We start from the raw sequence: 23,259 nt of genomic DNA, 5'->3' as shown, positions 1-23,259 counted from the left end.
TGTCCCGTCGCAGCCTAAGCCGAAGATCCTAAAAAATGGGGGATATTGATCTGTATTAAGGCGAAAGCGCGCCGCAGGTGGCACAATAGCTCATTCAGGAAATGAGGAGGAACTTTCGATGCCGACAAAGACATCTAGCACAAATAGCCCGACCTCACTTGTGGATGTTTTCAAGCAAATGCAGCCGCCCATGTCTGGCAATCCAGCCTTCGGTGCCCAGATCGAACAATTTTGGGACGCGCAAGAAAAAATGCTCGAAGAAACAGAGGCCTTTGCGCAGCATTGGTTCGAACGGCGTCATGAGGCGGTGCGGACGGCTCTACAAGCTGCACGCAAAGTGTCTTCTGCGAACCCGTCCGATCCATCGAAAGCCCTTCAGACTATGACGGAATGGCAGCGACATTCGGCTGAGCGGTTGGTTGCTGACGCGCAGGAGTGGTTCGAAACCGTGTCTCGTTGTGCATCCTATGTCGCTGAAACCGAAGCTGAAGCTGTTGAGAAAACAGTTGATGACGTTGCAGCCGCTACAAAGAGCGCGGGGAAATCTTCAAAGTCCGAGCCTGTTTAGGGTTCGTGCCGCCGAAAAACCAAACTGAAATCATCGGAGCAGTAGATAGGAGGTCAAATGTACAAGAACATCCTGATCCCGGTTGCTCTGGACAAAGAACACGATACTCAAGCGTCGTTTAAGGCTGCGCGCCAATTGGCTGATGCCGACGCTGTTTTCACCGTTGTGCACGTCCAAGAACCTATTCCGGCATATGTGGGTTCTCAGATTCCGAGTGAAGTGCTTGCACATACGCGGCATGAGATATTGGAGAACCTTCATAAGACTGCCTCTGAAATTTCAGACGCGAAGGTACAGCTCATCTCCGGGCATGCGGGTAGGGCAATTGTCGACTTCGCAAACCAGAGCGACGCCGATTGCATCGTGTTAGCTTCGCATAAGCCCGGATTCGAGGACATATTTCTAGGTTCCACTGCGAACAGAGTCGTGCATCATGCCAAGTGTTCGGTTCACGTAATTCGGTGATCCAAAGCTAGCGATGCGAGATCTCTATGGGGTCTTGTCAGAAGAACATTGCTTGAGCGGGGCAGGGCGGTTGCGTAGCTTTTGTCCATGACCAAACCTGCCTCCTTCAAGTACTTCCAAACCAGCCCCGAGATCATCCGCCTTGCGGTGATGCTGTACATCCGTTTCCCGCTCTCGCTTCGGAATGTCGAAGATCTGTTTCATGAGCGAGGCATCGATGTAAGCCACGAAACTGTCCGGTACTGGTGGAACAGGTTTGGCCCAACGTTTGCTGCTGAAATCCGAAGAAAGCGTGTTCAGCAGCTGCGGGCCTTCTCCAAATGGAAGTGGCACGTGGACGAGGTTTTCGTGAAGGTGAATGGCAAGAGGCACTACCTCTGGCGGGCTGTTGATCACGAAGGTGAGGTGCTGGAAGCCGTTGTCACCAAACGCCGAAACAAAGCTGCAGCACTGAAATTCCTAAAGAAATTGATGAAGCGACACGGCAAAGCGGAAAACGTCGTCACGGATCGCTTCGCCTCATACAGAGCCGCGCTCAGAGAGCTTGGCGTTACCGAAAAACAAAGGACGGGCAGGTGGCTTAACAACCGGGTTGAGAACTCACACCTTCCTTTCCGACGAAGAGAACGCGCGATGCAGCGATTCAGGCGTTTGCAAAGTTTACAGAAATTCGCCTCCGTCCATTCCTCCGTCTACAATCACTTCAACCAGGAAAGATCGCTAACCAGCCGAGACACCTTCAAGCTGACGCGCACCGCCGCTCTTACCGAGTGGCGTCAACTTTGTTCCGGATAAGTTCGCGATTTCCGCGGCAAACTGAGACTGGTTCGAATTCGTCTGACAGCACCCCCTGGTGAATTTTGTTTGCATTCAGCCTGCAAGCAAAAGCATAAAAACATCCAGGCAAGTGCGAAAATGATGATCGTGCCTTCGGTTTCTCCAATAGGCTTTGGGCATCGATAACTTGGCCCCTTGATCTCGGGGGCTATTTCGCTTTCGAAACCTCTAGACCTCCGACTTTCACAAGCAGATCCACAATTGCGTCGACCCCGCTTCTGTGACGAAGTGACGAGAACAAGAAGTGTCGTCCTTTACGCATCATTTTCGCATCACGTTCCATGACCTGCAGCGAAGCGCCAACATGCGGCGCAAGGTCGGTCTTGTTGATCACAAGGATGTCCGATTTCGTAATCGCCGGCCCGCCTTTCCTAGGGATTTCCTCGCCTGCGGCGACATCGATCACGTAGATGGTCATATCCGCCAGTTCCGGGCTGAATGTGGCTGATAGATTGTCGCCTCCGCTTTCAATCAACACCACGTCGAGGTCAGGATGACGTGTCTGCATTTCGGCGACGGCCGCCAAATTGATCGAGGCGTCTTCGCGGATCGCTGTATGCGGGCAGCCACCGGTTTCGACGCCGATGATCCTGTCCCGTGGCAGAATCTGCATGCGCATCAGCGCTTCGGCATCTTCCTGCGTATAAATGTCGTTGGTAATAACACCCACCGAGCAGACATCGCGCAGCGCTTCAGACAAGGCGGCGGTCAAGGTGGTTTTTCCGGCTCCTACCGGGCCTCCAATACCTACGCGAAGCGGGCCGTTCATACTGGTCATGTGCGGAAAATCCTCGAATATTGTGTTTCGTGTTTCATGGACGCAATGTCCGCCAAAAACGCCGTAGAGCTTAACGCGCCCAAACTTGCCGTTTGTGCTCTTTCAGCAATCTGGGCACAAAGCGGCGTCAGCTGGCGGATCAACCTCTGAGCATCAGTCTGCCCCAGTGGCACAAGACGCGTCGCACATGCGACAAGGTTGCTTGCGAATGCTTGCAGAAACATCTTGGTCGTCAGCAGCAAGGGAAGGTTTAGTAGTCTTGCAGCCCGTCCAATTGAGACGGGGTAGGTGAACTGCTCAAGGTCCAGTTCCCAGACGCCTTTTGTGACCTTTCCGAAGGCCTGTCCCAGCAACTCGGTTTCCATGAGCCTTTCGGATGTCGCGCAAAAGGCCCGCGCCATGACATCGATGTTGATTAGTTCATCTTTGTCCTGCGCATTAAAGGCCGCCACAACGAACAGAGCATCATTCCATCCAGAACCATGTTCCAGCACATCTGAAATCCAGGCTTCGGTGTCCTGAGAATTCGCAACAGTTCCCCGGTCAATCGCTGCCTCAAGCCCGTGAGAGTAGGCAAATCCCCCCACAGGATAGGCAGGGGACAACCATTGTGTCAGCGTTAGGATGTCGGCGTCAGTGGACGTGGCCATGGGTCCTGCCGTGGCCATAGGCCCCGCCTTCGGGGGTGAACGGCTCGTGCACCTCTCGCACATTTGCCCCGATTTTGAGAAGCAGGTCTCGGATAACGTGATCGACTTGGATCAACAGGCGATCCTTTTCGATCTGGCAAGGCGTATGGCGATTGCCGATATGCCATGCGATACGCGCCAGATCCGGGGCTGTTACCGCCAGCAGAACTTCGGGTGCAGCTTGTATTTCTACTTCGCGGCCGTCATCCAGAACCAAAGCGCCGCCGTGGTTTAATGACGTCGTTTGCGCCAGATCGACAAGAATCTGTTCGCCACTTTCGCATGTCAGAACCTTGCGGCGCAAAAACCGGTCTTCATAGGTCAGCGACAGGGCGTCTGCAGGCTCGCCGTGTAAATGATCAGAATACTGACGTGCTGTACAAAGGAGGATGGTCATGCCAATGCCCCCTCTGTAGAACGGACAACTGTTACCAGATAGAACCCGCGAAAACGTGTTGTACGATCCGGTCGCGGGACAGGCCGCGTTTGCGCAGTTCTTCGTCGCTCAGCGATTGGAGGAACTGGATTTGATCGGTGCGCGATCGTGCTTCGGCCAATCGAGCAAGAGCCGAATAGATCGACGAACCGATCGCCGAGAACAGGCCGAATACGGAAAAACCGGTATGCGGGTGATTTTCTGTGTGTGCCATTGGGACCCTCGTATGTTTGCGAGACGTTGGTCCTCCCTTGCGTCCTAATATCTGTCATCTTTCACTCGCTTAGTAGTGGGTGATTGGTCATGCCCGGGATGCGCTTGCTGCAATGCAGCGTAATTTTTAATCAGAACATGAAGTATCGCTGTGCCATCGGTAGAACTTCGGCAGGCTGACAGGTTAGCAATTCGCCATCCGCGCGCACCTCATAGGTTTCCGGGTCGACATCGACATGCGGTGTCGCGTTGTTCAGCAGAAGATCCTGCTTGCCAATTTCTCGTGTGTTTTGGACGGCGACGGTTTGCTTTGCCAATCCCAGTGTATCACCGATCCCATCCGCCTGAGCCGCCTGCGAGACAAATGTGATCGCCGAGTTTTCCACCGACCGTCCGTAAGCGCCAAACATAGGGCGACTATAAACGGGCTGCGGTGTGGGGATCGAAGCGTTGGGATCACCCATCTGCGCGCAGGCTATGGTGCCGCCCAGCAGAACCATCTCGGGCTTCACGCCAAAAAAGGCTGGGTTCCAAAGGACGAGGTCGGCGCGTTTGCCTTCCTCGATGCTCCCGATCTCGTGGCTGAGCCCATGGGCAATGGCCGGGTTGATGGTGTATTTCGCGATATAGCGGCGAACGCGAAAGTTGTCGTTCTCACCGGTTTCCTTGGGCAGGCGCCCGCGCTGTTTCTTCATCTTGTCTGCGGTTTGCCACGTGCGGATCAAAACCTCTCCGACCCGGCCCATGGCCTGACTGTCAGACGCGATGATGCTGAATGCGCCCATGTCGTGCAGGATATCCTCGGCTGCGATGGTCTCACGCCGGATGCGGCTTTCGGCAAAGGCCACGTCTTCGGGTATGGATTTATCGAGGTGGTGGCAGACCATCAGCATGTCCAGATGCTCTTCTACCGTGTTGACTGTGAAAGGCCGAGTCGGGTTCGTCGAGGACGGCAGCACGTGGTTCTCGCCGCAGATCTTGATGATATCCGGAGCATGGCCGCCGCCTGCGCCTTCGGTGTGGAAGGCGTGAATTGTACGGCCCTTCAGGGCTGCCACGGTGTTTTCGACAAAGCCTGATTCATTGAGCGTGTCGGTGTGGATCATAACCTGAACGTCCATTGCGTCTGCCACCGACAAGCAGCAGTCGATGGCGGCAGGGGTCGTGCCCCAATCTTCGTGCAGTTTCAGGGCGCAGGCCCCGGCCTTGACCTGTTCCTCAAGCGCTGCGGGCAGCGAGGCGTTGCCCTTGCCTGCAAACGCCAGATTCATGGGAAAGGCATCCGCCGCCTGCAACATCCGCCCGATATGCCAGGGGCCAGGGGTGCAGGTGGTCGCCAACGTTCCATGCGCCGGACCGGTGCCGCCACCCAGCATGGTGGTCAGGCCGGAATGCAGCGCGTCTTCGATCTGTTGCGGGCAGATGAAGTGGATATGGCTGTCGAACCCACCTGCCGTCAGGATACGACCCTCGCCAGCAATGGCCTCGGTTCCAGGTCCGATGATGATGTCGACACCTGGTTGTGTATCGGGGTTTCCTGCCTTGCCGATCTTTGCGATCCGCCCGTCTTTCAGGCCAACGTCAGCCTTGTAGATACCTGAGTGATCGACGATCAGTGCGTTGGTGATGACCGTATCCACAGCACCTTCGGCGCGCGTGGCCTGAGACTGCCCCATCCCGTCGCGAATTACCTTTCCGCCACCAAACTTGACCTCTTCGCCATAGCTGGTCAGATCACGTTCGACCTCGATCACAAGATCGGTGTCGGCCAGCCTCAGCTTATCCCCGGTGGTGGGGCCGAACATCGCGGCATAGTCTGAGCGCTTGATTGTTGCTGGCATCAGAGTGCCCCCATGACCTTTTGATTGAAGCCGTAAACATTGCGCGCTCCGCCGATAGGGATCAGTGAGACCTCACGCTCTTGCCCCGGTTCGAACCGCACAGCGGTGCCCGGCGCAATGTCCAGACGCAGGCCATGCGCGGCAGCGCGATTGAAGTCGAGCGCCGGGTTGGTTTCGGCGAAATGATAGTGTGAGCCGACCTGAACCGGGCGGTCTCCGGTATTGGCGACCATCAAAGTGATCGCATCAGTGTCGGGGTTCAGGGCAATTTCACCATCAGCCGGGAACAGCTCTCCGGGGATCATCTGTTCAGCTTTGTGATCAGCGCGACAGCGGCCAGCGCAACAACTGCCAGCCCAACGCCCATCGCGGCGTAATCGGTGCCGTGCGCGTGGATATGCGTTCCGTTATGGGCTGCTGCGGGGCCAGCGAAGATCAGGGCGGGGAAAAGCATGCGTGTCATATTGGTTTCCTTTTCAGCGAATGGGGTTATGGACAGTCACCAGCTTGGTGCCATCTGGAAAGGTGGCTTCGACCTGAACCTCGTGGATCATTTCAGGCACACCCTCCATGCATTGCTCGCGGGTGATCACCTCGGCCCCGGCTTGCATCATGTCAGCAACTGAACGTCCATCGCGCGCGCCCTCGACCACGGCGTCGGTGATCAGGGCGATCGCCTCTGGGTGGTTCAGCTTGACTCCACGTGTCAGTCGCTTTCGAGCGACCTCGGCGGCCATGGCGACCAGCAGTTTATCTTTTTCACGAGGTGTCAGGTTCATGTCAGAGCATCCAGCATCGGGGTAATGTGTTTTTGTTCAACCGGCACAAAACCGGCATCAATGCGCGGCGAAGAGCCAAGCTGTTGTGGGCCAGAATACGGATAGCCAGAAGGCCGTCTTGGACTAGTGTTGCCCCTGCGTCCTTGGGGAGCATTTTGCGAATGGAATCCAGATGACCTTCGGCCGACTCCGAAGCAAAGACGATCAGCGCCATCGCTCCTGCGCCGTTTGCAATATGCGGCTTGGACAGATGCTTTTGCCAATCACCAGAGAACTGGATCGCGTCAAGGAACACCGTCTTTCCTTGGCGTTGCATCTCGATCCGATCGTTTAGGCGGATATCGGTAAGTGTCTCGCCCATAGCGATGCGCCCGAAGATGAGAGGCTCTACCATCAGCAACTCGGCATCCGGCGCCATCTCGACTTTCAGGCGTCGGTCCAGAGCACTGCCATTGAACAGAATGGTCTCTTGCGGCAACCAGTTCAGTCGGGCTTCAGTTTCAACAGATAGATGATTGGTAATCTGGCCACATTCTTGCGGCTTGGCCTTGTAGGCGCGCTCGCAGGCTTGTGTTGTCAAAGTCAGCGCGGTTCCTTTCGCCGCCTTGCCGGAAAATCGAAATGAATCGCCCCCGGTTACGCCGCCGGCCGTGTTTAGGAGAACCGCGTCAAGATGAGGTGTATTGGTCCTGGGGAACAGGCACTTGAAAGACCCGGACTGGCGAAACTTGTTCAGCACTGTCCTGTCGCCCAATTGCTTGGTGCTCAAGCTGACGGCGCCTGCAGCACGCGGTGGAACAGCACTGTGCGTGGGCAATATGGCTGTAACTTGGGTAATAAGACACCTTTAGAGCTTGGTTTGGTGGCACCTGTTTCTCTGTTGAAGGGGCGGAACACTAATCTACAGTGTCGAAATCTGCTTATTTCGACATCGTGCGTCTAAATTTTAGACAGCGACCCTGGTCTTGGATGAAAAAATAGGCGCATCTCGCCGATTTCCCAAATTGGGTAAAGGTCTTGTCAGAAGAACATTGCTTGAGCGGGGCAGGGCGGTTGCGTAGCTTTTGTCCATGACCAAACCTGCCTCCTTCAAGTACTTCCAAACCAGCCCCGAGATCATCCGCCTTGCGGTGATGCTGTACATCCGTTTCCCGCTCTCGCTTCGGAATGTCGAAGATCTGTTTCATGAGCGAGGCATCGATGTAAGCCACGAAACTGTCCGGTACTGGTGGAACAGGTTTGGCCCAACGTTTGCTGCTGAAATCCGAAGAAAGCGTGTTCAGCAACTGCGGGCCTTCTCCAAATGGAAGTGGCACGTGGACGAGGTTTTCGTGAAGGTGAATGGCAAGAGGCACTACCTCTGGCGGGCTGTTGATCACGAAGGTGAGGTGCTGGAAGCCGTTGTCACCAAACGCCGAAACAAAGCTGCAGCACTGAAATTCCTAAAGAAATTGATGAAGCGACACGGCAAAGCGGAAAACGTCGTCACGGATCGCTTCGCCTCATACAGAGCCGCGCTCAGAGAGCTTGGCGTTACCGAAAAACAAAGGACGGGCAGGTGGCTTAACAACCGGGTTGAGAACTCACACCTTCCTTTCCGACGAAGAGAACGCGCGATGCAGCGATTCAGGCGTTTGCAAAGTTTACAGAAATTCGCCTCCGTCCATTCCTCCGTCTACAATCACTTTAACCAAGAACGATCGCTCACCAGCCGAGACATCTTCAAGCTGACCCGCACCGCTGCTCTTGCCGAGTGGCGCTGTCTTTGCGCCGAATAAAGGGCAGCTCTACTGGCCTAGCTGAGACTGGTTCGAATTCGTCTGACAGCACCATCATCACTAACCTGGCATTGAAATCGGCTGGCGTGATCAACGAAGAAAACAAGCACCAATGGAACTGGAAAGTTGTTCTAGCCTACTTCGTAGTCGTCGTTATCATCAATCTGGTGTGGCCCATTTAAAGCTTCACGGCTGAAACCTTGTGATAACAGCGGTTCCGGGGGAAGTCGGTCCATTCATTGCGCGAAGTTCATTGCTAGCCTCTTCCAATCGGATTTCTCTGGCGACCATTGGCTGGATATCCACTTCGCCACGTTCGATCATTCCTAGAAGGCGAGGGTATTTCCATGAAGGCATACCACGAGTGCCGAAAAACGAGAGCTGATTGGAATAGATTGCACGCATGTTCACCTGCATCTGGCCGTCACCCGACGGCATACCAATTTGCACGTGTCGACCAAGGATAGCGAGACACTCTAAGGATGCGTTCGTCGTTGTTTCGATCCCCAGTGCTTCTATGGAAACCTGTGCTCCTCCATCCGTGATATCTCGGATCGCAGCCGCGGCGTCTTCTTTGCTTGCATTTACTGTGGCGTCCGCGCCGTTGAGCTTTGCGTGCTCAAGTTTCTCTTCAACCACATCCACTACGACAACTCGGCATCCAAGCAATTTTGCCAATAGAAGAACGGACAAGCCAATCCCTCCTGTTCCGTGGACAGCCACCCATTCACCAGCTGCCACATCTGCACGGTCTGTCAAAGCATGCCAAGCAGTGGTTACACGACACCCGAGCCCTGCCGCCAAGGCAGGGGGCAGCGTTTGTGGCAAGTGAACCAAGTTGTGGTCAAAAGGCACTGCAACGTATTCTGCGTAGGCACCAGGCGTTCCAAATCCAGGAACGATTTGGTTAGCACAAGTGTTTGATACGCCTGTTTGACAAGCGTTGCAGCTGCCGCACCCCAAGATGAATGGCGCTATGAGGCGGTCACCAACATTGTGCTTCGCTTGAGGCCCTGCCTCCACCACAGTTCCACAGTATTCGTGCCCTAAGATGGAGCCATTTTGAACTTTGGGGTGTGCACCAGACCATCCATGGTAATCCGAGCGGCATACGCCACAGGCAGCGACCTCCAGGACCACTCCATTGTCTGGGCAGGTTGGATCCGGGACCGTCTCAATCGAAAGGTCTTCACAAAACTCTCTTACGACTGCAGCTCGCACTTTGCGCTCCTAAAGATCTGGTTTCTTTGATTGAGCAATTTGGTTCGGTCGACACTAAACAGGTCTATCGCCTTTCACGGTCACACGTCGGCCTTTACGCTCTGCGGGCCAATAGTCCCAGATCGCACGATGCATACAGCACCGGTTGTCCCAAAAGGCCATGTCGTTAAGCGACCACCTGAACCGGATTTGATAGTTGATTTGTTCCGCATGCTCGAAAAGCATGTTGAGGATCGCATCGCTTTCCTTATCCGACAAGCCCACAATCTTTGTCGTAAAAGTTCGGTTCACAAATAGCGATTTCCGTCCCGTTTCCGGATGAGTTCTAACAATCGGATGAACTGCTTCGGGACAATCAATATCGCTGTCTTTTTGTCCCCGGTCGCTATAGCGGCCTTTGTAGATGTGCTCTGAACTATGAAGTGCAGATAACCCGTTGATCATATCTTTTATCGGTTCAGAAAGATCGTCGTAGGCCGCATACATATCACTGAACATAGTGTCCCCGCCACAGGGAGGGGCGATATGGATTTGAAGCATAGTTCCAAGAGGAGGCGTCTCGTCGCAAGAGACGTCAGAGTGCCAGAACTCACCGTTTGCTACCTTGGAATTCTTGGTTGCATGGATTTCGAAAATCTCTGGATATCCTTCCATTGTTGGGGCTGCGGGGTGCGCATGAAGCGGTCCAAAGCGCTTCCCAAATTCAATGTGCTGCGCAGGTGGAATTTCTTTCTGCTCTTTGAAGAACAGTACTTGATAGGTGTGAAAAGCGTCGCAGATCTCTGCGAACTGGTTGTCTGGAATAGGCCGGCTTAGATCGACTCCGTAGATCTCAGCCCCGAGATTTGGAGCGAAGGGTTTGGCGACGATGGAAGTATAGGTGTTGGATTTAGGAGCAACCATAAGCACCTCTGGGTTTGGTTTCATAGGGCGGGCTATGCGCAAGGTACACTTCAGTAAAAATGAACAAAAACGAAAAATTTTTGACTAATTAGTGAAAAAATTTCACATAATGGTCACGGTTTTAGCGGTAGCGAGGTTATCGGAATGAGCATTCGGGCACTGCGAACTCTAATCGCAGTTCATCGACATGGTAGCTTCCGTGCCGCGTCAGAGGCGGAGCATCTAACTCCTTCGGCGGTCAGTCACCAGATGCGGAATCTGGAGGTCGCGTTGGGGCTCGTATTATTTGACCGATCGGCCAAATCACCCAAACTGACCCGTGCCGGGCTAACGTTTGTCGGAGAGGCCGCTGCGGTTGTGGCCGCATACGACGGTTTGGCGGAAAGGGTGAGGTCGAACAACGAGCTCTCTGGCGAAATAACTCTGGGTGCCGTTCCAACGACCCTGACTGGGTTGGTGCCGATTGCGCTAGCGAGGCTAAAGTCCGTGCATCCGGATATCCGTGTAAGAATTGTTCCAGGTTTGACCAATCAGCTTTTGCTGCAATTAGACCGCGGGCAGGTTCAAGCGGCGATCATTTCCCGACCAGATATTCTGCCAAACACGTTGGAATTCTCTGAAATTGTATCCGAGAAATTGGTCCTGCTTGTCTCAGAAAACACCCCAGATTTACCTCCGAAAGAACTGCTTGGTGCGTCACCGTTTATTCGCTTTACTCGTGATGCGGTTGTGGGAAGGCAAATCGAGACTTGGCTGCAAAGAAAGGGCATTGAAGTCAAGGACGCCATGGAACTAGAGAGCCTTGAAGCAATCTCAAGTATGGTGGCCGCTGAACTTGGCGTATCAATCATACCAGACAGCCGCTTAGCTGCATATGACCACTTGCGGCTCAAAAGAATCTCCCTTGAACGGAATGGACCTAAGCGCATTGTTGGCCTGGCAAGTATGTCAGCCTCACCTCGCACCAAAATGATCGACGCAGTTGCGACGGCACTATTGGAAGCAGTTGATAACCAGCAGGTATATTTGTGAGTTGGCACTTCAGCAGGTATCCACATGAAATTGTTTGCCACTTTAGTTTCCGAGACTGGACGTCAATTTTGGGTCGGTCTCTAACGGCAAACCTGATTTCCGCGATAGGCTGTGTCGTCTACAGAGCAGCCTCAAGTTACTTCATGGTGGAAGAGCGCTAGGCGCCCAAGTTGCAAAACTCTGCAGTGTCTACCAAAGTTCGCTTCGAAACAGAGTTGGGGCTCTTAAAATGACTGGTACACTTTGTTCCATTCTTGGAGCGATTGGAAAAACACCTTTGGTGTGTCTTGATCGGCTGGTAAAGCATTATGGCTGCGAGGGAAAAATTTTAGCCAAGCTCGATTACTTAAACCCCGGATTCTCCAAAAAAGACCGCGCGGCGCTTGGAGTCATTGAAGCAGCTGAGGCCAATGGCACGATAGAGCAAGGGCAGACAATCGTTGAGCTGACTAGTGGCAATATGGGCACCGGCCTTGCTATCGTCTGCAGTATCAAAGGCTACCCATTCGTTGCTGTCATGTCCAAAGGCAACTCGCCTGAGCGTGCACAAATGATGCAGGCTCTTGGTGCTGAAGTCGTGTTGGTAGATCAAATGCCGGGAAGTCGCCCAGGGGAAGTATCAGGCGCGGACCTCGCAGAGGTTGATCGCGTGGCTGCAAAACTGACGATTGAACGCAACGCATTTCGAGCTGACCAATTCCAACGAGAAGGCAATCCCAGTGCCCATGAACATACGACTGGCCCGGAACTTTGGGAACAGTCCGGCGGCAACATCGATGCCTTCTGTGATTTTGTCGGATCGGGTGGCACTTTGGCCGGGACGTCCAAGTACTTGCGATCGCGGAATTCAGAGATCAAATGCTATCCCATTGAGCCTGAAGGTGCTGCTGTGATCGCGGGTCAGGAAGTGACAAGCCCCGAACATCCAATTCAGGGAGGAGGGTATGTTATGGGTGATCTCGATTTCCTTCGAGGGTTCGTGTGGGATGGTTTTCTTCAAATTGATGGCCACACAGCGCGTCAGACCTGTCGCGATCTGGCGCGCTTCGAAGGCATTTTCGCTGGGTTTTCTGCCGGCGCTAACGTGGCGGGTGCTGTCGAGCTACTAAAAGGCCCTCACAAAGGCCAGACCGTTTCCGTGATCATTTGCGACTCCGGATTGAAGTACCTTTCTACTGATCTTTTTACGTAGAACTGCCCGTTGACTTAGGGTCCTAAACGTCTGCTTCGTCCGCAGAGTAGTCATTCTTACCGCGTGCGGCGAATGACGGCTTCGAACCCCAATGCGGATGTTCAAATCCAGCGCAAAACCAGTTACTGTTGAGTGCAACACATTGAATGCGGCTTCAACTGGAAACACGAAAAACACCATGTTGTTAGAATTATCAAACTGACTAGATAGCCTGAAAATTAGACGCTATCCCCCGAGGCGACATCCAGCCAAGCCTGAATGACTTGAAAATTCTGATTTATGCGTGAAACTAAAAGCATGAGTGAGTATTTTGATGAAATGTTCAACGGCGATGGATCACTCAGAGGTCCATACGAAGAGATCGGCCGCTGGTTCAATGCTGAAGATGCATCACGACTGAGGGCGAAACAGCGCGAAGCCGAGGAAGTCTTTAGACTGACGGGCATCACTTTTAACGTTTATGGAAAAGCCGAGGCTGAGGAACGTCTAATACCGTTTGATATCGTGCCAAGAGTTATTTCAGCGCGGGAATGGCAGCGGCTGGAACGCGGTATCGAACAGCGGGTGCGGGCAATCAATGCATTTCTACACGACATCTACCACCGTCAAGAAATCGTCAGGGCCGGGCGTGTACCAGCCGAGATGATTGCCGGAAACGAGGCCTTCTTGCCGCAGATGCTTGGTGTCTCACCCCCTGGTCGGGTCTATACGCACATTGTCGGCGTCGATCTGGTGCGAACCGGACCAGACGAGTTTTTCGTTCTGGAAGACAATGCCCGAACGCCATCCGGGGTCAGCTATATGTTGGAGAACCGGGAAACGATGCTAAAGATGTTCCCCGAGCTCTTCAGCGCGACTAATGTTCGGAATGTTTCGGACTACCCCCGCAATCTGAGACGATCTCTTGCTGCCTGCGCACCAGCTTGCGCGGTCGGAGAACCCACTGTCGCGGTTTTAACCCCCGGCATCTATAATTCAGCCTATTACGAACATGCGTTTCTTGCTGATCAGATGGCCGTGGAATTGGTCGAAGGCCACGACCTACGCGTTGTCGATGGGCGTGTTTGCATGCGCACCACCAGAGGCTATAAGCCCATCGACGTACTTTACCGCCGGGTAGATGACGACTTTCTGGACCCCCTGAATTTCAACCCCGATAGCGCCTTGGGCGTTCCAGGTATCCTGGACGTGTACCGCGCAGGAGGCATCACGATCGCCAACGCACCGGGGACCGGTATTGCCGACGATAAGGCGATCTATTCTTACATGCCTGAAATTGTTGAATTCTACACGGGTGAGAAGCCCTTGCTAAAAAACGTCCCGACCTGGCGCTGCAGTGATCCTGAGTCTCTCTCCTACGTGCTGGACAACCTGTGTGAGCTTGTTGTGAAAGAAGTACACGGGTCTGGCGGCTACGGAATGTTGATCGGACCGACCGCCAGCAAGAAAGAGATTTCGGCGTTCCGCGACAAGCTCAAATCGCGGCCCGGGAACTACATTGCCCAGCCGACTCTGTCGCTTTCGACGGTTCCGATCTTTGCGCGCTCGGGACTTGCGCCCAGACATGTTGACCTAAGGCCGTTCGTTTTGGTGTCGCCCGAAGGGATCAAGATCACGCCCGGCGGTTTGACCCGTGTGGCGCTTAAGAAGGGATCTCTCGTCGTGAATTCAAGCCAGGGTGGCGGGACCAAAGACACCTGGGTTCTGGAGGACTGACCATGCTGGGAAAAACTGCTGGCGGGTTGTTCTGGATGTCCCGGTATCTTGAGCGAGCGGAAAATACGACGAGGCTGCTTGAAACAGGTCAGAGAATGGCGTTGACCCGTACTAAGAATTCTGCCGAGGAATGGGGTTCGGTTCTGAAAACGGCCGGAGTTCTGGATGAGTACCACGCCAAGTACGACGAGATTTCAAAAGACAATGCAGTCGATTGGGTGCTGCGTGACGCTGATAACCCATCCTCGATCAAGTCGGTCATCAAGCAAGCCCGGGACAACGCGCGCCTTGTTCGGACGGCGCTCACCCATGATGTCTGGAGTGCGGTTAACTCCACCTGGATGCAGATCGATGAGGTGATGAAACGACGCGTGAATGAGCGGGACTTACCTGCAACGTTGGAACTCATTCGACAACAGGCGGCTCTAGTCCGTGGTGCCACTTTGGGGACCATGCTGCGCAACGACATTTTCGATTTCACCCGCATCGGGACATTTGTCGAACGGGCCGACAATACCGGCCGCATTCTGGACGTGAAATATTATGTTCTTCTGCCCACAGCCTTCTCAGTCGGCTCGTCACTGGACAACATCCAATGGGAAAGCATCCTGCGCTCTGTCGGCGCTGGCGGCGGTTATCGAATGACCCATGGTGAGAAAACGCGGCCGTCTGACATTGCGCAGTTTTTGATCCTGGATCAGCGGATGCCTCGCAGTTTGCACTTCTGCTGCAGAAAGATTCAGGAAAACCTGTCCTACCTGAAGAAAGACTACGGCTTTGCCGGGCCTTCGTGCGAGGCATCGAATGCTCTCTACGAGAAGTACCTGGATCAGAAAATCTCGGATATCTTTGAATTTGGTCTGCATGAGTACATTCAGGAATTTCTGACCGATCTCGGCAATTTGAGCCGTCAGATCGAGATTGATTACAGGTTCTACGAGTAGCCAATGAAACTGCACATTCGACACGAGACACGATACGATTTTGACGCTCCGGTTCCTTTCGGACTGCAACAGCTGCGAAAAACACCAAAGTCATTTCGAAATCAGAGCATTGTAAGTTGGAGCACCCAGGTCACCGGCGGGCGCAAAGAGCTTACATTTGAAGACTATCACCGTAACACGGTGGAATTGATCAGTTTCGAAGCAAACACTCAAAGTATCTCGTTGATCTCCGAAGGCGTTGTTGAAGTGAAAGACACGCACGGTGTTCTGGGGCGTCACGAAGGGTCGACGCCCTTGTGGCTGTTCAAAAGAAGCACTCCGCAGACATCGCCAGGGAAAGGAGTTGCAGAGCTGATAAGCGCATTGCCCAACAGCGAGCCGCTGAAGCAGATGCATGCTCTGTCCGAAAAAATTCGAGCTCAGGTCTCATACGAAATTGGAAGTTCGCACCCGGGCTGGAGCGCAGAAGATGCCCTAAAAGCCGAGCGCGGCGTGTGTCAGGACCACGCGCACATCCTTATTACCTGCGCGCGACAGCTCGGAGTGCCAGCACGCTACGTTTCGGGCTACTTGATGATGAACGAAACGGAGCTGCAGGACGCGACCCATGCCTGGGCCGAAGTGCATTTGGATGGGCTTGGCTGGGTGGGGTTTGACGTTTCAAATGGGATTTCACCTGACGATCGATACGTACGCGTCGCAACCGGGCTGGACTATGCTCAAGCCGCACCGGTAATAGGGAATAGAATTGGGACAGCGGGCGAGCAATTGACAGTGCAGTTGCAAGTCGCACAGCAGTAACGGAGAATTTGATGACCTATGCTGTGGGCATGCGGCTGAATCGCGGGCTGGTGTTCATGTCCGATACACGCACGAATGCAGGCGTGGACAATGTTTCGACCTTCAACAAGATGTTCAACTGGACAGTCGAAAGGGACCGGTCTATCACAATCCTAACGGCCGGAAACCTGGCCACTACTCAGGCCACAATAAGCCTTCTGGAAGAACGAACAAAAGCGCCGGCAGATCGTTCACCATCGATCTTAGAGGCACCGACGATGTTTCAAGTTGCGCAACTGGTCGCGGCTACGCTTAACGACGTCATCGAGGAGCATGCCCGGTCTGGTCAGCAAGCAGACAGCGCATTTCATGCGACGCTCATTGTTGGAGGCCAGATCAAGGGCGGCCCGTCTCGCCTGTTTTTGATCTACCCTGAAGGCAATTTTATCGAGGCCGGCGACGACACCCCGTTCTTTCAGATCGGCGAGACGAAGTACGGTCGCCCAATTTTGGTGCGCGCCTATGATCCGGAAATGAGTTTTTCAGAAACCGTAAAACTCTTGCTTGTCAGTTTTGACTCCACGATTAAGGCCAATCTGTCTGTCGGGGCTCCGCTTGACCTGCTTCTCTACGATGAAGACAGCCTTGACGGCGGTACGCGGTCAAGATTCGAAACTGACGATCAGTACTTTCGCAGTGTTTCCGATGGATGGGGTGACGCGTTGAAATCGGCCTTGGCCAAACTTCCAGAATACAGATCGGGGCGAAAATCAAACGATTGAGCGTCCGCTTTGTCCGCAAAGTGGTCGTTCAGGTCTTGTCAGAAGAACTTTGCTTGAGCGTGGCAGAACGGTTGCGAAGCTTTTGCCCATGACCAGATCTGACTCTTTCAAATACTCCACAACCAGCCCCGAGATCATTCGTCTTACGGTGGTGCTGTACATCCGATTCCCGCTCTCGCTTTGGAATGTCGAAGATCTGCTGGACGAGCGAGACATCGACGTGAGCCACGAAACTGTCCGATATCGGTAGAACAGGTTCGGCCCGATGTTTGCTACTGCGATCAGACGGAAGCGTTTTCAGCAGCTGCGCGTGTTCTCCAAATGGAAGTGGCACGTAGACGAGGTTTTCGTGAAAGTGAGTGGCTAGCGGTATTATCTATGGCGGGCCGCTGATCACGAAGGTGAGGTGTTTGAAGTCGTGCTTGCCAGACGTCGAAACAAGCTGAGGTATTGAAATTAATCAGGAAATTTTTGAAGAGGTACAGCGCATCGAACGAGTTGGTCACGGATAGCTTCGTATCATATCGGGCGGCACACAGAGAACTCGGTGTTACGAAAAAGCGAAAGACGGGCAGGTGGCTCAACAGATGTGTCGAGAATTCGCACTTGTCGTTCCGACGATTAAAACGCGCCATGCAGCGTTTCAGGCGTACGCGAAATCTGCAGAAATTCCCCTCCGTCCATTCCTCTGTCTACAGTTACGTCAATCAAGAAAGATCGCTCGCCAATCGAGACACGTTCAAACTGACGCGCACCGCCGCTCTAGTATAGTAGTGCCAGCTTTCTTCCAGATAGGTTCACAGTTTCCGCAGCAAAATGAGATTGGTTCGAATTCGTCTTACAGCACCGCCACCATCGGTCTTGGTGACCGTTTCACCATCGATCAGATAACTATCTGCACCAATGTCAGCGGCGACGGAGTTGTCGAACTGGAAGGTTCCGCGACGGACATTTGCCTTTGCATCCCCCCATCAACAACTCACTCACTTGACCCAATAATCATTTCACCAACCAATGGCGCATCACACACATTTCGCCCACCGACATTTGCGAAGACTAAAGAGTTTCCGGTTCCCAGGGGGCATGCCGCTAACTGCATCGCCTCGCTTGCGAGTTGAACATTTTGATAAACAGCGCCAACCTCTTTGAGGACCAATGAGTACGCCAGTGCACCGTAGGCGGTGCGGGTGGTCGCCATGTCAGCAGATAAAAGAAGCAAAATTTGTGTGTGCGAAACACAGTTGGCTGACGCTGCGGCGTCTTTCAAAAGACTCTTGAGAGCAGGAATGATTTTGCTAACCCTTGTGAGGCCGTGACGTTCACTATCGTAGGAATAAAGCCCTGGCTCCAAACCGTCGCAATGATTAACAACAAGATACGCAGTCAATGGGTGAATACCACCACCACTGGGATAAGAGCGGTGACCATTCTCTTGGTAGAAACATCGGAAAAGCAACTCGTTAAGCTGCGCAAGACTGATTGGTGTGCGACCTTGATCACGACGACTTCTTCGACGGCGGGACACCAGCATATGCGGCGGGTCGCTTGCAATAATATCCGCGATTTCGGGGAGCGGCAGCGCAATGTCCGGCACATGTTTACCTGGGTGTTCAGACTTATGCGATTTTCCCGTTTTTCCGAGTTTTTTCCTTGCGAAGCCGAGGCGTGTTTGGCTATGGAAAAGCGCTTCATGCACAGGCGTTTTAGGTTCCTCAAGGCCTTCCAGCAAATCGCACCACGCAAAGAGTTGCATCAAAGCCTCGAAAGCATGGGGTTCAAGACTCGGCACGCAATTTGGGGCCTGCGCCGCCTCAACGCCCTCGGACAGCTTAAAAAGCAATGGGCCGATCTGTGGGTCCAACAGATCCACGGTCGCCCAACTTCCAGGGGCCATCGCTCTGATCCCATTTTGTCGGGGCTGCAAAAGTGTCTGTTGAGAAAGCCGAATAGTAGTATCCGGTTCGAATTTCGGAAGGCCGCTGACGGGCGCGCGTTGTGGCGCACAAACAGCGATAGGCTGAGCGTTATGCATAACAAAACGACAGAGAAACCCGCGCTGATCAAGGCGCAACAAGAACGACGCACAGTTAACCTCTGCATCTGGACTTGGGCCGAGGCAAGCTGCCAGTTCCTCTTCACTCCAACAGCTTTGGGCGAGTTTCTTGGCAAGCGATTTTTGGGCTTGGTCGGTAACAGATATCGACTCAGTAGCGCTGTGCAACTTCGCAACTTCGCCGGTCTCGTCGAGCAGGACGTCGGGAGCCAACCCATATGCCCAAACATTTGGCTGGTTCATAACGAAAACCCTTGCAGGACTTCAAATTGACTTTGCCGCCCGGACCAGTCGGCACCCAAAATGCGCGGCTCAATGCGAAGTTTTTTCACCGCAGCTCGTTCGACTTTCTCAGTCAGTTGGCGGATACGTATGGAAACGTTTCGAGTTTTGATCTGGGCACCGGACCGATCATCTTTGTAAATGATGCTGACCTTGCCCGGAACCTTTTTCGCTTCCACGAGGCAGATCTGCGCAAGCCTGATTTTTTGCGGGCCTCGAACGCCGGGTATTGGGGCGACGGGCTGACAACGCTGGACGATCCTGAAATTTGGCGCCAGCGTCGCCAACTCTTGCTGCCGCTCTTTCGTTCCGTGTTGCGTGAACCTCGGCTGGTTTTGACAGGAGAACTCACGGAATCGATCACTGCCCATTGGGCGGACAGAGAACCGATTGACCTTGCGCATGAGGTTCGGTTGTTGATTTCCCGACTCGCGCTGCGCACAGTTTTGGATGCCGATCTTGAGGGTTGGGGAACTGCTCAGGAGCGCAGTGGCCTTGTGCCCTACCTTGAGGGCTATGGAGAGGACTTCACTGCGACTGTGGGCGGTGCCGAAGGAGCGGTGCAAATGACGCGCCCTCGGGCACCCAGAAACATGGATCGGGTCCTGGCCATCATCCGCGCTCGTTTTGAGGAATTCGTTGATCGAGGTGACGTTCTCTCGGCCTTGGTGAGGGCGCATCACATGGCTCCCGACGTTCTTTCCAAACAAGACGTCGTGGGGGAAATTGTTCAGATGCTTTTTGCGGGCCATCTAACTATGCCATTCGCTTTGACGCAGCTCTGGACCGACATTGCCGACTATGATCTGGACTGGCAACTGGTCGATGAGGCAGCACCCCTTGATGATTCCGAACGTTTCAGTAATGCGGCGCTTGGCACAAGCCGAACAATGGCGATTTTGCGAGAGTCGATGCGCATGACGCCCCCGGCACCAATTCTTTATCGTGAAGTGGCGCGCGGCTTTAGGATGGGTGACTACCAACTGGCTGAAGGGCAGGGAGTTTGGGTCTGCCCGGGTCTGCTGCATCGAGATCCTCGCTACTTTTCGCAGCCTTCTGAGTTTCAACCTGACCGCTTTGCTGCGGGTCGAATTCCGCCGCTTTCGGCCAAAGCGTATATGCCTTTCGGGGCCGGTCCAAGAGTTTGTATTGCGGCTGCTCAATCCTTGTCACAGATGGTAGTCGTCATCCAAACAATAGCGCGCAGCTTTAGGTTGGAACCCGTTTCAGGAACACCCAATAGGTTCGAGGTCCGACGTCGGCCTGCCGCCCAAAACCACATAAGTCCGTAATGTATGCGCTTTATTTAGGTTAACTCTTGGCAGAAAGGCCTCGTCACAACTTGATCGTGTCTTTTGCTTGTGTGACAAGGTTAACAAAAAGCAGCAAATCGTTACAAATGTGCAGACGGCAATCAACCAAAGGAGGAATATTCAATGACAGCACCGACGAATGAAGACTGGGGCAAAATGCATGCAAAAGCCTGGAAAGATCCGGAATTTCGGACGCTGCTCGAGCAAGACCCAACAGCCGCAGTAAAGGCATATGGCGAAGAAATCGGCAAGACTTTTTCAAAGATCGTGAGTGTCGGAGACAAACCCGACGACGTGCACGATGATGATCTCCACGAGCATGATACTGCTGTTGCACCACCGGCCTGCTGCTGAAGGCAAGCGCTCTTATGTATGACAGTGCCACTGCGGCACCACGGTTCAAATCCAGCATCAAGGCAATCGTAGTTCCCGAAGAAGGCTTGTACTTGTTCAGCGAGCAAGGTCACAACTGCCTGAAGTCTACTATTTTTTCCGATCTGGCACCTTTTCTGGACGGAAAGCAGTTGGTCGAGGATATCTTCGACCAACTGTGCCAGAGCTATGCTAGCGCCGACATTCTCTCTGCTCTGGACCTGCTCAAAAAGCGTGGATTTCTAGCCGAAGACAGTTCGGTGATGCCGCGCGACCAGCAGGCCTTTTGGGAGTTGGCGGGGGTGAACCCTGTTGAAGCGGCAGAGCGTGTGAAAAACACGCCGGTAGATGTCGTCTGCATTGGCCGAATTGGCGACAGTCTGCGCGCGCTTCTCGAAAAAAACGGGGTGCGCGTCGTTGATCGCGGCGAGCTGAGCGTTGTTGTAACCAACAACTATCTTGCCGCTGAATTGGACGCGTTGAACAAGCGGTTTGTTGCAGAAGGACGGCCGTGGATTTTGGTCAACCCAGGCGGTATTCAAAGCTGGCTAGGCCCTGCATTTCTTCCCGGTGAAACAGCGTGCTGGGAATGCCTTGCAAATCGTCTGAGATGGCACCGCCGCGTCGAAACCCATATCGGCACTCTTTCAGGTTTGACCGGCACCCGGCTCGCCCCAGAAGCCAATAGTGACACTTCGCAGACCGCAGCCCTGGCAGAACTCGCTACTGAAGTGACACGTTGGATCGGTGTCGGCGGCCCGTCGGTGTTGGCTAACCGAGTGATCAGCACGGAACATCTGTCGATGGAACGGCAGGAGCATATTCTAACACGCCGACCGCAATGCCCGGTATGCGGTGACAATTTCACCATGCCCGAAACGCCACCTAAACCAAATCTACAGCCGCGACCCAAAGTTCGTGACTCAGATGGTGGGCATCGGTCCTGCCACACCAATGATGTGCAGGCAATTCTGGACCGAAATGTAAGCCCGATCACCGGTATTGTTGGCTCACTCGCCCCGGGTGTTCGGGGTGGTTTTTCCGGCCAAGGGTCTTGGATCACGCCAACCTACTCCGCCGATCACAACTTTTCTGACTTGCATGACACCCGGTTTTTTCTGCGCGAAGGACTTCGGCGGCGATCAGGTGGAAAAGGTCGCAGCCCAGAGCAGGCTCGTATCAGTGCGGTGGCTGAGTCCCTGGAACGCTACTGTGGCGTTTTTGATGGCACCGAGCTTCGGCGCCTTGCCGCGCTCAAGGACCTAGATGCGCCGGTCATTTTACCGAACGAATGCCAGGGCTACAGCGCTCAACAATATGCGGATCGTGCTGCGCTTAATTGCAAAGACCACAAAGCATACTGGGTGCCGGAGCCTTTTGACCGGGAAGCCGAAATCGAATGGACACCGCTTTGGTCGCTGAGTGATGACACCATGCGATACCTGCCGACATCAATGTGCTATTTCGGCTATCAAGGCGCCGGCTCCGTCTATGGACGTGCGGATTCCAACGGCTGCGCCGCTGGCGGCACACTGGAAGAAGCTATTCTGCAGGGTCTGCTGGAGCTGATTGAAAGAGATGCGGTCGCGATTTGGTGGTACAACCGGCTAATCCGCCCTGGTGTCGATATAGCAAGTTCCAGCGACACATATGGGCGCGATTTATCGTTTCATTACAATAAGCTAAGCAGAAATCTGCGGGTGATAGACGTAACAAGCGACATTGGCATACCTACCTTTGCGGCCATTTCGGGCAGAATAGACAAGTCCGAAGAAGACATTATTTACGGGTTTGGCTGTCATCTCGATCCCGAGGTGGCTCTGTCGCGGGCACTTACGGAAATTAATCAATCTCTGGAAGCCGTTCCAAAAACAGGCGGTACGGCCCTCGACGCGACTCATCTTGGCAGTTCCGAAGCGATAAGTTGGTGGCGAAAAACGAGCCTTTCCAAAGCCGATTATCTTGTACCCGACACCAGGCAACCGATGCTAAAGCTTGATGAAAGCGAAAGTCTGGCAAGTGGCGACATTCTCTCGGATATCGAAGCCTGCGTATCGCGCTTAAAAGACAATGGCATTGATGTCTTTGTTCTCGACCAGACTCGGCCAGATGTGAATTTTCCAGTGGTGCGCGTTGTGGCTCCGGGCTTGCGCCATTTCTGGGCTCGATTTGGTCCTGGGCGCCTTTATGACATACCCGTGCGTCAGGGATGGCTTTCTACGCCAGCCCGTGAGCAAGACCTGAACCCCCACGTGATACAATTTTGACTCATTGAGTGAGGAACC

The 23,259-nt window shown here is 53.8% G+C and carries 26 protein-coding genes and 2 pseudogenes; 15 read left to right on the top strand and 13 right to left on the bottom strand.

The genetic code is table 11. The annotated features are described in order from the left end of the window. Positions 1-190 precede the first annotated feature (190 nt). From ACR0DT_RS06080 to ACR0DT_RS06070, 3 genes are all read left to right on the top strand, one after another. On the top strand, positions 191-568 hold the full coding sequence (locus ACR0DT_RS06080; RefSeq protein WP_480709889.1) for a phasin family protein: 378 nt from the start codon (positions 191-193) through the stop codon (positions 566-568). Positions 569-625: 57 nt separating this feature from the next. Then, positions 626-1,033 carry a universal stress protein gene (locus ACR0DT_RS06075; protein WP_058278664.1) on the top strand — a complete coding sequence of 136 codons (408 nt, stop codon included), beginning with the start codon at positions 626-628 and terminating at the stop codon, positions 1,031-1,033. Between the two features lie 87 nt (positions 1,034-1,120). Further along, positions 1,121-1,828, top strand: a complete 708-nt coding sequence (locus ACR0DT_RS06070) for an IS6 family transposase (RefSeq protein WP_480709888.1) — start codon at positions 1,121-1,123, stop codon at positions 1,826-1,828. A 190-nt stretch (positions 1,829-2,018) separates the two neighbouring features. On the opposite strand, the gene ureG is transcribed toward ACR0DT_RS06070, so the two are convergent. The 9 genes from ureG to ACR0DT_RS06025 all read right to left on the bottom strand — a co-directional run bounded on the left by ureG (position 2,019) and on the right by ACR0DT_RS06025 (position 7,345). Further along, entirely contained in the window at positions 2,019-2,648 is a 630-nt protein-coding gene (gene ureG, locus ACR0DT_RS06065) for an urease accessory protein UreG (protein ID WP_480709887.1), read from the bottom strand. After that, complete coding sequence (locus tag ACR0DT_RS06060; RefSeq protein ID WP_480709886.1) at positions 2,645-3,316, bottom strand: urease accessory protein UreF; 672 nt, start codon at positions 3,314-3,316, stop codon at positions 2,645-2,647. Before ACR0DT_RS06060 ends, ureG begins: the two co-directional genes overlap by 4 nt. Continuing rightward, positions 3,282-3,734, bottom strand: a complete 453-nt coding sequence (locus ACR0DT_RS06055) for an urease accessory protein UreE (protein WP_480709885.1) — start codon at positions 3,732-3,734, stop codon at positions 3,282-3,284. Before ACR0DT_RS06055 ends, ACR0DT_RS06060 begins: the two co-directional genes overlap by 35 nt. Before the next feature lie 31 nt (positions 3,735-3,765). Beyond that, entirely contained in the window at positions 3,766-3,987 is a 222-nt protein-coding gene (locus tag ACR0DT_RS06050; RefSeq protein WP_480709884.1) for a DUF1127 domain-containing protein, read from the bottom strand. 130 nt (positions 3,988-4,117) lie between these two features. Next, positions 4,118-5,827 carry an urease subunit alpha gene (ureC, locus tag ACR0DT_RS06045; RefSeq protein ID WP_480709883.1) on the bottom strand — a complete coding sequence of 570 codons (1,710 nt, stop codon included), beginning with the start codon at positions 5,825-5,827 and terminating at the stop codon, positions 4,118-4,120. After that, complete coding sequence (locus tag ACR0DT_RS06040) at positions 5,827-6,132, bottom strand: urease subunit beta (RefSeq protein WP_480709882.1); 306 nt, start codon at positions 6,130-6,132, stop codon at positions 5,827-5,829. The genes ureC and ACR0DT_RS06040 overlap by 1 nt, the downstream gene beginning before the upstream one ends. Next, on the bottom strand, positions 6,129-6,290 hold the full coding sequence (locus tag ACR0DT_RS06035) for a peptidase M23 (protein ID WP_170332115.1): 162 nt from the start codon (positions 6,288-6,290) through the stop codon (positions 6,129-6,131). Before ACR0DT_RS06035 ends, ACR0DT_RS06040 begins: the two co-directional genes overlap by 4 nt. A 13-nt stretch (positions 6,291-6,303) precedes the next feature. Then, the gene (locus ACR0DT_RS06030) at positions 6,304-6,606 is read right to left on the bottom strand and encodes an urease subunit gamma (protein ID WP_480709881.1); all 303 of its coding nucleotides are present in this window, start codon (positions 6,604-6,606) and stop codon (positions 6,304-6,306) included. 1 nt (position 6,607) lies between these two features. Then, positions 6,608-7,345 (bottom strand): urease accessory protein UreD, encoded by a 738-nt coding sequence (locus tag ACR0DT_RS06025; RefSeq protein ID WP_480710276.1) that lies wholly within the window; start codon positions 7,343-7,345, stop codon positions 6,608-6,610. 331 nt (positions 7,346-7,676) lie between these two features. Between ACR0DT_RS06025 and ACR0DT_RS06020 the strand changes: the two genes are divergently transcribed. Together ACR0DT_RS06020 and ACR0DT_RS06015 are read left to right on the top strand one after the other, a co-directional pair. Then, a complete protein-coding gene (locus ACR0DT_RS06020; RefSeq protein WP_480709880.1) occupies positions 7,677-8,384 on the top strand; it encodes an IS6 family transposase in 708 nt (235 codons plus the stop codon). Beyond that, positions 8,372-8,566: a hypothetical protein gene (locus ACR0DT_RS06015; RefSeq protein ID WP_480709879.1), complete on the top strand. Its 195-nt coding sequence runs from the start codon at positions 8,372-8,374 to the stop codon at positions 8,564-8,566. Before ACR0DT_RS06020 ends, ACR0DT_RS06015 begins: the two co-directional genes overlap by 13 nt. A 4-nt stretch (positions 8,567-8,570) precedes the next feature. Here ACR0DT_RS06015 and ACR0DT_RS06010 read toward each other — a convergent pair whose 3' ends face one another. From ACR0DT_RS06010 to ACR0DT_RS06000, 3 genes and pseudogenes are all read right to left on the bottom strand, one after another. Beyond that, positions 8,571-9,077, bottom strand: coding sequence for a zinc-binding dehydrogenase (locus tag ACR0DT_RS06010; RefSeq protein WP_480710275.1), 507 nt, complete (start codon positions 9,075-9,077; stop codon positions 8,571-8,573). Between the two features lie 141 nt (positions 9,078-9,218). Further along, a pseudogene (locus ACR0DT_RS06005) lies at positions 9,219-9,524 on the bottom strand (alcohol dehydrogenase catalytic domain-containing protein); the annotation flags it as partial. Between the two features lie 135 nt (positions 9,525-9,659). Next, positions 9,660-10,508, bottom strand: a complete 849-nt coding sequence (locus ACR0DT_RS06000; RefSeq protein ID WP_480709878.1) for a TauD/TfdA dioxygenase family protein — start codon at positions 10,506-10,508, stop codon at positions 9,660-9,662. 144 nt (positions 10,509-10,652) lie between these two features. On the opposite strand from ACR0DT_RS06000, the gene ACR0DT_RS05995 reads away from it, so the two are divergent. The 7 genes and pseudogenes from ACR0DT_RS05995 (at position 10,653) to ACR0DT_RS05965 (ending at position 17,725) form a co-directional block, all read left to right on the top strand. Next, positions 10,653-11,540 (top strand): LysR family transcriptional regulator, encoded by an 888-nt coding sequence (locus ACR0DT_RS05995; RefSeq protein ID WP_480709877.1) that lies wholly within the window; start codon positions 10,653-10,655, stop codon positions 11,538-11,540. Between the two features lie 229 nt (positions 11,541-11,769). Continuing rightward, positions 11,770-12,732, top strand: coding sequence for a PLP-dependent cysteine synthase family protein (locus ACR0DT_RS05990; RefSeq protein WP_480709876.1), 963 nt, complete (start codon positions 11,770-11,772; stop codon positions 12,730-12,732). A gap of 297 nt (positions 12,733-13,029) precedes the next feature. Beyond that, positions 13,030-14,448, top strand: coding sequence for a circularly permuted type 2 ATP-grasp protein (locus ACR0DT_RS05985; RefSeq protein ID WP_480709875.1), 1,419 nt, complete (start codon positions 13,030-13,032; stop codon positions 14,446-14,448). A 2-nt stretch (positions 14,449-14,450) separates the two neighbouring features. Then, positions 14,451-15,392, top strand: coding sequence for an alpha-E domain-containing protein (locus ACR0DT_RS05980; RefSeq protein WP_480709874.1), 942 nt, complete (start codon positions 14,451-14,453; stop codon positions 15,390-15,392). A 3-nt stretch (positions 15,393-15,395) separates the two neighbouring features. Further along, complete coding sequence (locus ACR0DT_RS05975; protein ID WP_480709873.1) at positions 15,396-16,193, top strand: transglutaminase family protein; 798 nt, start codon at positions 15,396-15,398, stop codon at positions 16,191-16,193. A gap of 11 nt (positions 16,194-16,204) precedes the next feature. Further along, on the top strand, positions 16,205-16,954 hold the full coding sequence (locus ACR0DT_RS05970; protein ID WP_480709872.1) for a proteasome-type protease: 750 nt from the start codon (positions 16,205-16,207) through the stop codon (positions 16,952-16,954). Positions 16,955-17,042: 88 nt separating this feature from the next. Beyond that, positions 17,043-17,725 (top strand): annotated as a pseudogene (locus ACR0DT_RS05965) (IS6 family transposase). A 208-nt stretch (positions 17,726-17,933) separates the two neighbouring features. Here ACR0DT_RS05965 and ACR0DT_RS05960 read toward each other — a convergent pair. Then, the gene (locus tag ACR0DT_RS05960) at positions 17,934-19,250 is read right to left on the bottom strand and encodes a SagB family peptide dehydrogenase (RefSeq protein ID WP_480709871.1); all 1,317 of its coding nucleotides are present in this window, start codon (positions 19,248-19,250) and stop codon (positions 17,934-17,936) included. A 26-nt stretch (positions 19,251-19,276) separates the two neighbouring features. On the opposite strand from ACR0DT_RS05960, the gene ACR0DT_RS05955 reads away from it, so the two are divergent. The 3 genes from ACR0DT_RS05955 to ACR0DT_RS05945 all read left to right on the top strand — a co-directional run bounded on the left by ACR0DT_RS05955 (position 19,277) and on the right by ACR0DT_RS05945 (position 23,241). Next, positions 19,277-20,581, top strand: coding sequence for a cytochrome P450 (locus ACR0DT_RS05955; protein ID WP_480709870.1), 1,305 nt, complete (start codon positions 19,277-19,279; stop codon positions 20,579-20,581). Between the two features lie 144 nt (positions 20,582-20,725). Further along, entirely contained in the window at positions 20,726-20,956 is a 231-nt protein-coding gene (locus tag ACR0DT_RS05950) for a hypothetical protein (RefSeq protein ID WP_480709869.1), read from the top strand. Positions 20,957-20,970: 14 nt separating this feature from the next. Next, positions 20,971-23,241, top strand: coding sequence for a TOMM precursor leader peptide-binding protein (locus ACR0DT_RS05945; protein ID WP_480709868.1), 2,271 nt, complete (start codon positions 20,971-20,973; stop codon positions 23,239-23,241). Positions 23,242-23,259: the final 18 nt, after the last annotated feature.

It is taken from the genome of Ruegeria sp. BI11, assembly GCF_056538005.1.
This window is presented reverse-complemented; position numbering and strand designations above follow the sequence as displayed.